This window comes from Xenorhabdus vietnamensis (assembly GCF_002127535.1).
In the GTDB taxonomy this organism is placed as follows: Bacteria; Pseudomonadota; Gammaproteobacteria; order Enterobacterales; family Enterobacteriaceae; genus Xenorhabdus; species Xenorhabdus vietnamensis.
The window spans coordinates 1-14,735 of record NZ_MUBJ01000016.1 but is presented as its reverse complement, the minus strand read 5'-3'; the positions used below and the strand labels follow the sequence as shown (position 1 = coordinate 14,735).

General features: G+C 44.3%; 9 protein-coding genes. 4 read left to right on the top strand and 5 right to left on the bottom strand.

What is annotated here, in order from left to right; genetic code table 11:
- Positions 1 to 193: 193 nt before the first annotated feature.
- Both asd and ykgO read right to left on the bottom strand, forming a co-directional pair.
- Positions 194 to 1,312, bottom strand: a complete 1,119-nt coding sequence (asd, locus tag Xvie_RS13855) for an aspartate-semialdehyde dehydrogenase (protein WP_086109895.1) — start codon at positions 1,310 to 1,312, stop codon at positions 194 to 196.
- Between the two features lie 139 nt (positions 1,313 to 1,451).
- Positions 1,452 to 1,592, bottom strand: coding sequence for a type B 50S ribosomal protein L36 (gene ykgO / locus Xvie_RS13850; RefSeq protein WP_086109894.1), 141 nt, complete (start codon positions 1,590 to 1,592; stop codon positions 1,452 to 1,454).
- A 414-nt stretch (positions 1,593 to 2,006) separates the two neighbouring features.
- Here ykgO and Xvie_RS13845 point away from each other — a divergent pair, with 414 nt between their 5' ends.
- The 3 genes from Xvie_RS13845 (at position 2,007) to Xvie_RS13835 (ending at position 10,044) form a co-directional block, all read left to right on the top strand.
- Positions 2,007 to 2,633, top strand: a complete 627-nt coding sequence (locus tag Xvie_RS13845) for an NfeD family protein (protein ID WP_086109893.1) — start codon at positions 2,007 to 2,009, stop codon at positions 2,631 to 2,633.
- A gap of 161 nt (positions 2,634 to 2,794) precedes the next feature.
- The gene (locus Xvie_RS13840; RefSeq protein WP_086109973.1) at positions 2,795 to 4,975 is read left to right on the top strand and encodes a flotillin family protein; all 2,181 of its coding nucleotides are present in this window, start codon (positions 2,795 to 2,797) and stop codon (positions 4,973 to 4,975) included.
- A 131-nt stretch (positions 4,976 to 5,106) separates the two neighbouring features.
- The gene (locus Xvie_RS13835) at positions 5,107 to 10,044 is read left to right on the top strand and encodes a DNA repair ATPase (protein WP_086109892.1); all 4,938 of its coding nucleotides are present in this window, start codon (positions 5,107 to 5,109) and stop codon (positions 10,042 to 10,044) included.
- Between the two features lie 235 nt (positions 10,045 to 10,279).
- Here the strand turns inward: Xvie_RS13835 and Xvie_RS13830 are convergent, their stop codons facing one another.
- Positions 10,280 to 11,719, bottom strand: coding sequence for an amidase (locus Xvie_RS13830; RefSeq protein ID WP_086109891.1), 1,440 nt, complete (start codon positions 11,717 to 11,719; stop codon positions 10,280 to 10,282).
- A 339-nt stretch (positions 11,720 to 12,058) separates the two neighbouring features.
- On the opposite strand from Xvie_RS13830, the gene Xvie_RS13825 reads away from it, so the two are divergent.
- Entirely contained in the window at positions 12,059 to 12,619 is a 561-nt protein-coding gene (locus tag Xvie_RS13825) for a rhomboid family intramembrane serine protease (protein WP_422645937.1), read from the top strand.
- Between the two features lie 57 nt (positions 12,620 to 12,676).
- Here Xvie_RS13825 and Xvie_RS13820 read toward each other — a convergent pair whose 3' ends face one another.
- Both Xvie_RS13820 and Xvie_RS13815 read right to left on the bottom strand, forming a co-directional pair.
- Positions 12,677 to 14,125: a flavin-containing monooxygenase gene (locus tag Xvie_RS13820; RefSeq protein WP_086109889.1), complete on the bottom strand. Its 1,449-nt coding sequence runs from the start codon at positions 14,123 to 14,125 to the stop codon at positions 12,677 to 12,679.
- A 164-nt stretch (positions 14,126 to 14,289) separates the two neighbouring features.
- Positions 14,290 to 14,499, bottom strand: coding sequence for an HTH domain-containing protein (locus Xvie_RS13815; RefSeq protein WP_244175653.1), 210 nt, complete (start codon positions 14,497 to 14,499; stop codon positions 14,290 to 14,292).
- Between the last annotated feature and the right edge of the window lie 236 nt (positions 14,500 to 14,735).

The window sequence follows — 14,735 nt, the reverse complement described above, 5'->3', positions numbered from 1 at the left end:
ATCCTGCAAAGTTTTCTATTTTAGATTTTTATACGCTCATGTCAGATCACATATTAATTTGAAATATTCTTTCTAACAGTTTTATATCACGAATGACAATATCACCTAATTCTTACCATAATTAGAAAAAATAATATAAAAAAATGAAAACCGCCAATATTTATTCAATAATGGCGGTCTATTAAATGCTTTACTACAGCAAAATACGCAACATCCGGCGCAATGGCTCAGCCGCTCCCCACAATAGCTGATCACCAACAGTAAAGGCGGATAGATATTCCGGCCCCATATTCAGCTTACGCAGGCGACCAACTGGTGTATTCAATGTTCCGGTAACCGCTGCCGGTGTTAACTCACGCATCGTCAATTCACGATCATTAGGGATAACGCGAACCCAATCATTATGGGAAGCCAACAACGTTTCAATTTCATGAATCGGAATGTCTTTTTTCAATTTCAGAGTAAATGCCTGACTATGGCAGCGCAATGCCCCAATACGGACACACAGGCCATCAATCGGAATAACATTACTGCCCGTGTTCAAGATCTTGTTGGTTTCTGCCTGACCTTTCCACTCCTCACGGCTCTGCCCATTATCCAGTTGCTTATCAATCCACGGGATCAAACTTCCCGCCAAAGGAACACCAAATTGATCCATCGGCAATGCACTGCTGCGGGTAAAATCCGTTACACGCTTTTCAATATCCAAAATCGCAGAAGCAGGGTTCTGTAACTCCCCAGAAACCTGATTATGCAGCATCCCCATTTGCACCAACAACTCACGCATATGACGAGCACCCCCACCAGAAGCTGCCTGATAGGTCGATACCGATGCCCATTCAATCAAATCATTGGCAAACAATCCGCCCAACGACATCAACATCAAACTAACAGTACAGTTACCACCAACAAAGGTTTTGATACCTTTATTCAGGCTATTCTGAATATGCTGATGGTTAACAGGATCAAGAATAATGACTGCATCATCATTCATGCGCAGCGCAGAAGCGGCATCGATCCAATATCCCTGCCAGCCTGTTGCCTTCAGTTTGGGATAAATTTCATTGGTATAATCCCCACCCTGACAACTAATGATGATATCCAGTGCATGCAAGGCCTCGATATCAAAAGCATCTTGTAATACACCTGATTTGCCTGCGCTATTTATTGCAAACTGTGGGGCAGGAAGCCCATGCTGGGAAGTAGTGAAAAAAACTGGATTGATCTCATCAAAATCCCGCTCTTCCAACATCCGCTGCATCAATACTGAGCCGACCATACCACGCCAGCCGATAAAACCTACACTTTTCATCATGGATACCCTGTCTTGAGAGAAGTTAATCAGACATACTGATTCCATTAAAGCTGACAAAATATAGCGAAAGGTGCAAGTATATTTATAAGCTACAGCACTAGTATTTCTGCATGGATGCGCCTGCCATTTAGAAAAATCAGCGTTTCTTTTTCTTGCCCTGAACAGCCTTAAAACGCGGGTTAGATTTACAGATGACATACAACCGACCACGACGACGAACGACCTTGCAATCAGAATGTCGTTGCTTTGCTGTTTTCAGCGAACTTAATACCTGCATAAACACTTTCCCTTATTTAATATTCAAAAAACGGCCAAATATTAACAATAAATAATATTTACAATTAAATAATACTATTTATGAACAATTTATCAGATCATAGTTAATAAACTGTTTTATTCTTATTCCTTACTTAAATGGCGTATTTAGATTTTTCATCTAATAATTTTCACTTGATGAGAAAATTAATTTATATTTCTCGGTCATTTTAGCTATCACCATTTCCTTCCAAAATAAAACCCCAACATTGATATATTGAAAACTCAATATCTATGAGCAGCATCAATAAATCAGTCTTATCTAATTATTGCGATAAGACTCAAAAAAGCCCCCTTTTCCCCTATTAAGTTATTTTGAAAACTGTTTTAATTAAGTATTACTTAATAAGTATTATCGTCTTGAGACACCATTCTGATGGATCTTTTCCTACAAAATTGTTTGGCTTTTCCGGTTGTTATTTTCAGCGGATTATTATTCATTATTTTGTTTTATTGGATCTGTGCTGCTTTTGGTTTACTTGATATTGATATCCTGAATATGGATGTAGATGGTTTCGATGCATCCTCTCTGGCGGGTTGGTTAACAAAACTCGGGCTCACAGGAATTCCTGTCACTATCATTATTACGCTGATTACATTGGTGGGCTGGCCTTTAAGTTATTTCAGCATGCATTTAATGCTTCGCTTCATTGAAACCGATGTACTCCGTTATTTGCTCGGAACCATCACTTTTTTTGCTGTGAGTTTCATTGCCTTATTACTGACAGCAATGTTATTGCGCCCATTACAACCGAAACTGGCCAAACTCAGCCGCTCCAACAGCGTCGATAATCTGATAGGAAAAGTTGCTGAAGTTCGTTCTCCCATTGTCACAGAACAGCGTGGTGAAGCCCTGATGGAAAACCACGGAGCCAGCCTTATTTTACAAGTACGGGCTCCAGAAAGTGACGGTATTACCCGCGGTGACAGTGTTGTACTAATCAGTTACGAAACCGAAACCCACAGTTACACCGTGGTCAGCGAAGACGAATTTAAGCGGTAACGGCTGGCTTGCCGCCACTTAACATTAAATCACTATCTAAACCTTGCTATCTGACATGTCTCACTCAACATTTCGGTCATGGATGAATAGCTGCTTAAATTATGGGTCACTGATGCCTTTCCCGTTAGCCCCAAAATAAAATGGAGAAATACATGTCAGATATTGCCTTGGCAGATTTCATGCCTTTTCTGGTCATCGTTGCGACGATAATTATCGTCATTCTGGGTTTCTTTGGGCTTTTTAAAGCGTTTTATATCAAAGTCCCACAGGGGACGGCGCTGATAGTCAACGATATGTCTGCCCAGCCGAAAGTACATTTTACTGGTGCGCTGGTCTATCCGGTTATTTACAAAAAGGAATTCATGCGCATCTCCTTGCTGACACTGGAAGTCGATCGCCGTGGTAAAGATGGTCTGATCTGTAAAGACAACCTGCGCGCGGATATTACCGTTGCATTCTACCTGCGGGTCAATGAAACCACCGAAGACGTGCTGAAAGTGGCAAAATCCATCGGTGTAGAACGCGCTTCTGACCATAATGCCGTCAATGCCCTGTTCAGCGCCAAATTCTCAGAAGCCCTGAAAACCGTAGGTAAGCAATTCGAACTGTCAAAACTGTTTGAAGATCGCCAAAACTTCCGTGATCGCATTGTTGATGTCATCGGTAAAGATCTGAACGGCTATGCACTGGAAGATGTCGCCATCGACTATCTGGAACAAACACCGAAAAACTCGCTGGACCCAAACAATATCTTTGATGCGGAAGGTATCCGTAAAATTACCGAAATTACCGCGATCCACAATATTGAAACCAACCAGAAAGAACGCGACCAAGAATTGGCTATCCAAAAGAAAAACGTCGAAACCCGTGAAGCCAGTCTGGCCTTGGAGCGCCAGCAAGCGGATGCGGAAGCCCGGCAAAAGCGTGAAATAGAAAGTATCCGCGCCCGTGAATCTGCTGAAACTCTGCGTGTACAAGAGGAAGAACGTCTGAAAGCAGAACAGGCCCGAATCCAGACCCAGCAGGAAATTGAAATTCGCGAAGAAAATCGCCTACGTGAAGTGGAAGTAGCACAACAAAACCGCTCCCGTGCCGTCACCATTGAGATGGAAAAAGTCATTCGTGCACAAGAATTAGAAATTGTTTCTCGTGAGCGTGAAGTAGAACTACAACGCATAGAGAAAGAAAAAGCACTGGAAGAAGAACGTAAAAACATCTCCAACGTGATTCGCGAACGTGTTGCAGTAGAAAAAACCGTTGCGCAGGAAGAAGAACGAATCAAAGAAGTGCGCATGATTTCTGAAGCTGACCGCAAGAAGCAAATCACAATTATTGATGCTCAGGCTAAAGCAGAACAAGAATTGGTTCGTCAGGTGAAACAAGCCGAAGCGGATGAAAACAGCTCCAAATTCAAGGCACTGGAAATCAGTACCATGGCACAAGCTGAGCTGGAAGCAGCCTCCAAACAGTCAGAAGCGAAAAAACGCATGGCCGAAGGTATCGAGGCAGAAGAAGCCGCATTAGGTCTGGCCGAAGCCCGTATCCGCCAAGCTAAAGCCGAAGCCGAAGAGAAAGAAGGTCTGGTACAGGCGAATGTGATTGCAGAAAAACTGCTGGCAGAAGCCCGCGGTACACAAGAAAAAGGTTTGGCGGAAGCACGGGTTATGGAAGCCCAAGCCAATGCATCTGAAAAACAGGGCCTTGCCGAAGCGAAAGTACTGCAAGAGAAATTGGCTGCTCAGGCACGTGGTGATGAACAGCAAGCCAATGCCAAAGAAAAATTGGGTCTGGCAGATGCCAAAGTGCTGGAAGAAAAACTGGTGGCACAAGCCCGTGGTGAAGGCCAATTGGGGACAGCTCAAGCTGAAGTTATCCGCCAACGCCTGAAAGCAGAAGCAGACGGCCTGACCGACAAATTCACCGCCATGGGCAATCTCAACGATACGGCTCGCGATCACGAAGAGTTCCGTATGCAGCTTGAGAAGAACTTCGAACAGGCAATGGCTTCTATCGCCGCCAACAAAGAGATCGCCAAAGAGCAAGCAGAAGTGCTGGCTGCGGCACTCAGCAAAACCAACATTGATATCGTGGGTGGTGATGGCAGTTTTTTCAATACCTTCTCCAAAGCACTCAGTGTGGGCAAAGCCATCAATGGTGTAGTAGACAAAAGTCCTCTGGTAAAAGAGGCCGTACAGAAATTGCTGACAGGCAAAGGTGAAAAAATCAACGGGGAGCAAAAGCTGGACCTTGATTCACTCCTGCAAAACCCTGAAGTGCAGTCTTTGGTTAACATGTTCAGCTCAAGTAAAAAGCGTCCGAACAAAGATAATACTGAAGAATAATCAATAATATTCATCCGTCACAGGCAACTGTGACGGATTTTTTCCTGCACTAAACCATGCATATCAATACAAGCCCCAAACCAGAATTAACATCATTAAAATCAATCTTGAGCAAGGAAACGTGATACGCCATGTCAGATAGCCAATTGAATAATCGTGAACAGGAATTATTGGATAACGCTGTCGCGGAAGGCGGAGCCTACGATATCTTACGCAATCGTCTGTCTGAACAAGGCCAGCAGCTACATGAAAAAGCCAGCTTGTTGAACACCCGCCGTCTGGAAGAGTTCGGCAAAAACCAGACTGATATTATCGGGCGTATCCGCATTCGCACAGAAAACAACTGCGTTGCCCGCGATATCGTCCGGGTCGGTGATTGGCTACTGTTTGGCTATAACGTATTCCTCGGCTTGAAAAAAGAAACACGAATTGAAGATGTCTTCTCCCTGTATAAGCTCAAGAAAGAAAATGACGAATATGATGTGGAATCCGTTCCACTGACAGGCACATTTCTCAATATCACCAGTTTTGTACAGGATTTCAGTGAACTCTACACTTACTATAAAAACACCCAATTGCTGGGACTGGTCGAGCGCGATGGCAAACTTCTCGCCAGTTTCCAGATTGGTGAACGAATCACGGATATTCGCGTATTTCGCTGGGCTATTTCCAGCGACAAAACTGAAATAACCTATATTGATAATCGCGGTGAACGGGATATCGCCCTGCCCCCCGCCTATGACTTTGAATGGCAGAGAACCACGCGGGAAAATGCCGTTAATGGTCGTTATCCACATATGAACATTCTGGATACGGTGTTTGTCGAAACCATTGGTGGCGATCTGACCATAAAATGTGAAAACAACACCGAAGATGGCCTGGGGATCTACCGAGAAGCCGTGCTGGATAAAACCCAGTCACTGGATGATGCACAAATTGAATATGCTCAGACAGGTAGCCTGATCCTGCTGAAAATCCTGCCTTATCGTGAAGAATCTTGGCGTTATCTGGTCTACAACACCCTGACCCAAAGTGTACAGCGCATTGATGCCATCGGCTTAGCCTGCATTCAGTTACCGGAAGATCACGGTGTTATTTTCCCCGGCGGTTATTACCTGCAAAGTGGGGAATACAAAACTTTCGATCAATCGATGGATGGAATGCGTTTCCGCCGTGTCCGCCGTTCTCCAAATGGGGAAGATGTCATGTACATCTTCTACGAACCAAAGCTTGGTCGTCTGGCACTGTTCAATTACAACCTGATCGAACGCAAGCTACAAAACCCGTTGTTTGGTCACGGTTATGCCATGTTGGAAGATGGTCAGATGGTGCTGTTTGAAGGGCAATCAGAAGAGCCGACCCGTATCCACCCGATGCAAATCTGGCAAACCCCATTTTATTCTGATGAATATGCCGCTCGCCAGCCAGCCAGAAACAGTTTTTTAGGCAGAATCGGTAATGCTGAACTGGTACGTGGTATTTCAGATCTTTATCATATCGCCAAAGAAATAGAACAACAGCAGGTGTCTTCCCTGCTCTACGAAAAACTTTGTCAGGACACCCGCCGTCTGGCGGATATCTACTATTGGTTTAATGGTGAACAGAGCCTGAATATCTCTGGGTTGCTGAAAGAGATCGCCAATACAGGTGAAAAGGTATTGGATGAATACGAAAAAGTAGAAAGCATCCGCCGCCAGTCTGTTCGGTATATGAATGAAGCGACGTCGTATCAGAAAGATTTATTGTCTGCGATGCTGCCAGAAAGCTGGACAGAGACTCAACAATTCATTGAAGCCTTAAACAAATTGGGCATCCAGCGTGGTCACTTGATCACTTTGCGCGATCACCGTTATATCGATCTGTCCCGCCTTGATGAAATGGAAGCTCAACTGTCTGATAGCCAGCAACGCATTTCGCTGGCAACAGCCGAATTCCTTGCCGGCGAAAAGGCATTACAGCCATTTACCCAGCAATTACAAGAACTGGAAAAACAGGTTCAGTCCGCCGCTAACAACGCCCAGCTTAACGAGCCACTGGCGAACATGGAGAAAATGTCCGCCGATTTGGATATGCTGTCAAACTTGATGGCTTCGCTGAAATTCGAAGACACCACTCAGCAAACCCATATCATTGAGTCAGTTTCTGAAATTTATGCTCTGCTGAATCAAGCTCGTGCCAGACTGCAACAACGCCGCAAAGAACAAGGTTCTGTTGAGTCTGTTGCTCAGTTCGGAGCACAATTTAAACTGTTCAGTCAGGGAATTACTAACGCGCTGGCGCTTTCTACCAATCCAGAGCGTTGTGACGAACAACTCTCCCGCCTGCTGGTACAACTCGAAGAGCTGGAAACCCAATTCAGTGATCACGATGAGTTCTTGAATGACATTCTGGACAAACGTGAAGAGTTGCTGGAAACATTTGAAACTCACAAACAGTCACTGCTGGATGAGCGCCAGCGAAAAACCCAGAATTTGCAGGTTGCCGCAGAGCGCCTTCTGGACAGCATTAGCCGCCGGACTGCAAAATTTTCCTCACTTGATGAACTGAATGCCTTCTTTGCTTCCGATACCCTATCGCTGAAAACCCGCGAAATCATTGAACGTTTACGAGAACTGAAAGACAGCGTAAAAGCGGATGATATTGATGCCAAATTCAAGGCAGCGCGAGATCAAGCCATTCGCAGCTTACGGGATAAAACCGAAATCTATGAAGATGGCGGTAACATTATCAAACTTGGCCCGCGCCACCGTTTCAGCGTTAATACCCAAGAGCTGGATCTCACTATTTTGCCACGGGGTGATCGTCTCCACCTACATCTGACAGGAACGGATTATCAGGAGCCAATTGACAGCCCAGAACTCGAATCCCTGAAACCTTATTGGCAGATTGCGCTTGAATCAGAATCACCACAAGTTTATCGCGCAGAGTATTTGGCTTATTCACTGATCTACGCAGCAAGTAAAGAATACAATGGCTTAACACTGGACGAACTGAAATCCCTGTTAAACCAGTCTGATATGCTGGCAAAAAACGTACGTGAATTTGCGGCGCCTCGCTATAAAGAAGGTTATGAAAAAGGTATTCATGATCATGATGCCGTCGCGATCCTGCGCAAATTAATCCCTGTCGGGGAAAGTGCCGATCTTTTACGATTCAACCCTCATGCCAGAGCGATTGCCGTTCTGTTTTGGGAACAGATCCAACACGAAGAACAGCCAGCATTGTGGCCTGAGCGTGCCCGTACCTGCACCAATATTTATCAACTTTTCCGGAATGATGCCGGTTTGCGGGATCTACAGGCAGAAATTGAAGCAGAAATCAGTCTGTTCCTTGAGCGTCATCCAATCAAATGTGAACCTTACCAACAAACACAGGCCGCAGAATACTTGAGTTTGGCATTAAGCCGGACAACCGTGGAATTCAATTTCAGTAAATATGCCCGCACTCTACTGGAAGGGCTGCAATCTGAACTGGAAAAAGCCCATATGTGGGGAGATTTCAACCACTCACAACAAAATCTCAGCCAACGCTTCGCCCAACGCTGGATGTTGGTGGAAAACTGGCTGAATGGTCTCTGTTCCCTGCAAAAATTTGCCCCACTGAAAGGCTATATTTCAGAGGCTGTAGCACTGATTTTATTGGAAAAAGCGCTTAATGCCCGTTTCAGTGAAGTAGATCTGCATTTCACCGTCACGGATTTGATCGGCGAGCACCCTTCTATCGTCAATCAAACACTGACTCTGAGCCTTGATGATTATTTCTGCCGGATGCGCAACCAGCGTAAGGTCTTTATTCCTGCCTATCATCATTATCAGGAATTGCGCCAAAACGTACTGAACCAGCAGAGAAAAGCACTGCGGCTACATGAATTCAAGGCTCGGCCACTCAGTTCATTTGTACGTAACAAATTAATCAACGACGTTTATCTGCCACTCATTGGCGATAACCTTGCCAAACAGATCGGAGCCATTGGGGAAGGCAAGCGCACCGATTTGATGGGGATGCTATTGATGATTTCCCCGCCGGGTTATGGCAAAACGACCTTGATGGAATATATCGCCAATCGTCTTGGATTGATCTTCATGAAGATCAACGCACCCGCATTGGGGCACAGTGTTTTGTCACTCGATCCCGCTCAGGCACCGAATGCCACTGCCCGTCAGGAATTGGAAAAGCTGAATCTGGCGCTGGAAATGGGCAATAATGTGATGTTGTATATAGATGATATCCAGCACACCAACCCTGAATTCCTGCAAAAATTTATTTCCTTGTGTGACGGCACACGGCGTATCGAAGGGGTTTGGAAAAACCAGACCAAAACCTATGACATGCGCGGCAAAAAATTCTGTGTTGTTATGTCAGGTAACCCTTATACCGAATCCGGCGAGCTGTTCAAAGTTCCGGATATGCTGGCAAACCGTGCCGATATTTATAACCTCGGTGAAGTATTGGGGGGTATGGAAGAATCATTTACGCTGAGCTATATCGAAAACAGCCTGACATCAAATCCGGTACTGGCTCCGCTGGCATTGCGCGATATGAATGATCTCTATCTGTTTATCGATAAAGCAATGGGCAAACCGTTCTCCAACAATAATCTGAGTTACCCCTACAGCGAAGCAGAGATCACCGAAATCGTCGCCATTATTGAGCGTCTGCTGATGATGCGGGATATCGTCTTCAAGGTAAACCAACAATACATTGCCAGTGCCGCGCAATCCGACAAATACCGGACAGAGCCACCGTTCAAGTTGCAGGGCAGCTATCGCAACATGAATAAACTCAGCGAAAAAGTTTCAGCGGTTATGAATGCTGAAGAAATACGCCGCATTATAGATGATCACTATTTAGGTGAAGCCCAATTACTGACAAGCGGTGCCGAAGAGAACCTACTCAAACTGGCAGAGATTCGCGGCACAATGACGCCGGAAGAGGCGCAACGCTGGCCGCAAATCAAACGTGACTTTATACGGAATAAAGCTCTGGGTGGTGATAATGCCGATGTGGGTGATCGCGTGGTTGCTCAGCTGGCTGACTTGGTTGAAAGTGTTCAGGCATTGAAGAACTGATAGTTACAGGTTTTTTTAAATATAATTCAGGCCAGAAGGATAATCCGAACATCCTTCTGTTCCTGTCCTGCTAAAGATAATTATCCAGCATACAATGTAAGAGAAATGTACGAGCAATGTACGAATGGAGGTTGGTCACGAGATCAAACCCTATCCCAATTTCAGACGTATCTCATACACTTGCCCTGTACATATTTTATTACGTTGCTGCTACGCCATCCTTCAGCACCATTCTTCAGATTGTTATCAATGGCCGACGGTCTTTCCAGGCCATCGCTTGCTCTAGTTGAGCGGAAACCTGGAGCACAGTAGTTTCGTCGCCATAGCGACCGACAAGTTGTACACCGATGGGAATACCATCATCGCTCCAACCAAGCGGCAGTGAAATCGCCGGTTGACCAGTAATATTGAAAGGAAAGGCGAATACTGAATCTGTCCATTTGTCATGATAACGGTTAATGTCAGTCTCCGACATATCATAGTAACCAATGGGGCGTGGTAATTGTGTCAACGTTGGCGTAATGAAAATATCGTAAGGTAAAAGGTCATTAGTTAGCTCTCGTCCAAGCAAGCGGATCTGCTCTATGTCTCTGGCATGCGTTATACCACCGATTGAACGACCACGTTCGATAATTGCCCAAGTAATTGGCTCGACATCATCCGGTGTCACTGGCCGTCCAACGATACTAGATAGATCATTTAAACCTGACGCCGCCTGTACGAAAATCATGTCTGTGTAAGTCCTCCAGGCAACAGTGGTGTCAAACACCATGTCGTGCTCTTCCACTATGTGTCCAAGTCCTTCCAGCGTACGTACCGTTGCCAGAACTGCCCTTTTCACCTGAGCATCAATTGGAGTGCCATTGGGGGGAGTAACAGTAAATCCGACAAGTAATTTTCTGGGTTCCTGTGCCAACAGTTCCAACCAAGGTAAATCCGGGGCTGGAGGCGTATAGAGATCGCCCGGAAGTGCGCCGGCCACAGCGTCCAGATAAGCGGCAGTGTCTCTTATGGTGCGTGAACAACAGAGAAAATAAGTACCGCCATACCAATAATCACCGACAGGCGCTAGCGTCACACGTCCTCTCGATGGTTTCAGCCCTACGATGCCGCAGCAGGACGCAGGAATACGGATAGAACCGGCGCCATCACTGGCTTCGCCGATGGGTACAATGCGTGCAGCCACTGCCGCTGCTGTGCCACCACTTGAACCTCCGGCGCTAATCCCTTCTTTCCAGGGGTTTTTCGTGATGCCATAGAGCTTCGGCTCAGTGCTGATCGACCAGCCATTCTCTGGCGAATTTGACTTCCCGACCAATATTAATCCCGCACGTTTAATACGTTTTGTCATCTCTGAGTCAATCGGCGCAATCATATCTTTCAGATAACGGGAGCTATTGGTGAGAGGCGCACCTTTCCATTGAGAGATAAGTTCTTTAAGCAAAAACGGTACGCCAGCAAAGGGGGCACTATGATCAACAGAAGCCGCTGCCTCTCGACCAATATCATAGAGTTTGTGAACTACAGCGTTAAGTTCAGGATTAAGCCGTTCAATACATGTAATAGCCGCTTCTACCAATTCCAAAGGGGTAACCTCACCCTGATGCACTAGCTTAGCTAAACCCAGCGCATCCGACTCGGTATAGGTGGTTATGAGACTCTCAGTTACAGCCATATTACCTTCTCCTATCGAATAGTTACGAGCTTGCTTAAGACATATACAAATTCACTGATTTCACACATTCCTCCTATCGGTTTATTCCCCAGAAGTTATGCATAATCTTTAGATAAAGATTTTTTCAGCAAATCGAGTCTATAACTATATTTCTGGCTGTCAATTGAACTAAATAGAAGAATTAATCAATTTCTTTACAACGACAAAAGTAATATCAATCCCTCGCCACGTGGGACAAGATATGCCAGCTAATAAAAATATTCCCTGTTATGATAGAACAAAAAATATCCTGGCATTCTCATTTCTAATAGATTTGTTATTTTTAACAGGAAGATAATGATGGCAATATGGTTTAGGCAACGTCTTCATATTCTAATAGGGTTAGCATCAATTTTTATTATTATCCAATTGCTTGATACCTTAACAAGTGGCGCATTAAGCTATCTGGGTATTATTCCCCGCCATGCCAGCGGGTTGATCGGAATCCCTTTATCCCCTTTCCTGCACAGTAGCTGGGAGCACTTATTCAGTAATCTTCCTGCATTATTAGTATTGAGTGCATTACTGATGACTCACTCTATTCGTTATTATGTATTCGCCAGTCTGTTTATTATCTTTATGGAAGGAACTCTGGTCTGGTTATTTGGCCGTACCGCCATTCATGTCGGTGCCAGCGGCTGGATTTTTGGTTTATGGGGATTATTGTTGGCTAATGCCTACTTCCTGAGAAGAGCCAAGGATTTATTCTTTGCCATTCTGGTGTTTATTTACTACGGTGGAATTGCTTTCGGTCTATTACCATTACAAGAATATATTTCAACAGAAGGACATATTTTTGGTGCCATCGCAGGGCTGGTTTTTTCTTGGCTGACCAAGAAATGGATCATCACGAATCGTTAATTTAAAATATACGGTTTTTAGCCGTATATTTTAAATATTCATATGGAAATTAAATAATTATTTCCACTTCAGTGCCACATCATCTACTGGCTGTCCCAATACTTCTTTATCTTTTTTATAATCATGTGGAACATGCCAATTTGGACTTCTCCCCTGACGGGGAAGACCTCTATCACCACGCTTCACATAACCCGAGCGCAAGGCACCAAAAATATGTTCATCAGCGACTATCTCATCCGATGGAGCATGTGGTGTTACCATTGTGGCATGACGACGATCCATCTCATTTAACAAACGACAAATATAGTCTGCTGATAGATCAACTTTTAATGTCCAGGCATTATTAATATAACCAAACAAATAGGCAAAATTAGGAACCCCTTGTAACAATGTCCCCTTATAAAACATTAGGTTATTACTTTTTAGTGGCTGTCCATCAATAGAGAGCTTAATTCCCCCCATAAGTTGTAATTGCAACCCTGTCGCTGTCACTATGATATCCGCAGGTAATTCCTTACCAGACTGCAACAAGATACTGTTTTCAGTAATACGTTCAATCTGATCCGTAACGATAGACGCTTTGCCTTCTCTCAATGCCTTAAATAGATTGCTGTCGGGGACAAAGCACAACCGTTCATCCCATGGCATGTACTTTGGCGTAAGGTGTTTCATTTCAAAAGTAGGGCCAACCTTTCTGCGAGCTAACCCCAGTAAGAATGATTTCAATAGGTTAGGAAAATATCGGCTTGTTTTATACAACAAGCTAAAAAAGAAAATATTACGACTTCTGCTCAATGCATAAATCCAACGTTGCGGAATAATGCCTTTTAAAAACTCAGCGATCTTATCCCTACCTGGTATCGAAAAAATATAGCTAGGGGAGCGCTGTAACATAGTAATGTGCTCAGTATCATTGGCCATAGCTGGAAGTAAAGTCACTGCTGTTGCACCACTTCCAATCACAACAACTCGCTTTCCTTTGTAATCCAATGTTTCAGGCCAATGTTGTGGATGAACTATTGAGCCTTTGAAATCTTTTAGGCCGGGAAATTGAGGTAAATATGGTTGATCATAGTTGTAGTAACCTGTCGCAGAAACAAGAAAATTACAGGTAAATTGCCGTATTTCTCCACTGGTTTCATCAATTGCAGTAACAGTCCATTGATGTGTTTTATTTGACCAATCAGTTTGAGTGATCTTCAATCCAAACTGTATTTTCTTATCAACGCCATACTCTTCCGCCGCTGAATGAAGATAATGTCTAATTGAAAGGCCATCAGCAAAAATGCTGGTATCTGTCCAAGGACGAAATTTATAGCCGTAGCTCATCATATCTGAATCTGTACGAATACCCGGATAGCGAAATAAATCCCAAGTTCCACCTATTGCCTGACGGCGTTCTAAGATCCCCACTTTCTTGTTAGGGCATTCTCTTTCCAAATGACACGCCATACCAATGCCGGCAACGCCAGCGCCTATGATCAAAATATCATAATGGTTTTCCATATTAACCCTCCCGCAAAAATGCTTTTTAATCAGATAAGTGCCTTATTCAACCTGTCATATTATTTTTTATTTGCAGGGGCAACCATTTGCATTTATGTGGGGGGAGTATCACAGTGAGAGACAGCTAAGCCGCTATATTCCCAATCTTAGATTTTCTCAACATATTATCTAATCCGCCAATATCCCCCTTTTTTCGCACCAACCTGAATTAAGAGTCCATTTTCCTGCAATACTTTGATATTGCGTTCTATGGTTCGAGGATTAACGCTCAAATCATCGGCTAATTGAGATATTGTTATAGATGGCTGATTGGCAATAAGAGATAAGATTTTTTGCGAAGTCGCATTAAGTGGCTGTGAATTTTCTTCCGACATTTGCACCGACATTTCTACCGACATCGCAGTAGTATTCGGCTTTTCCGTATGAATACTTTCCTTAAGTGCTGTGACTCATTTTTCCAGCATAAAATCAATAAATGACGTACAGTCGCTCGCATGGTCACATTCTCTAATACTACAGCCGTAATCCCTATTGTGCCATGATGGGGCTCTTCTTCCTTAAATAAAAGGCGGTGTCACATGCCATCCCCTGCCAAAATCTGGGAACAAGA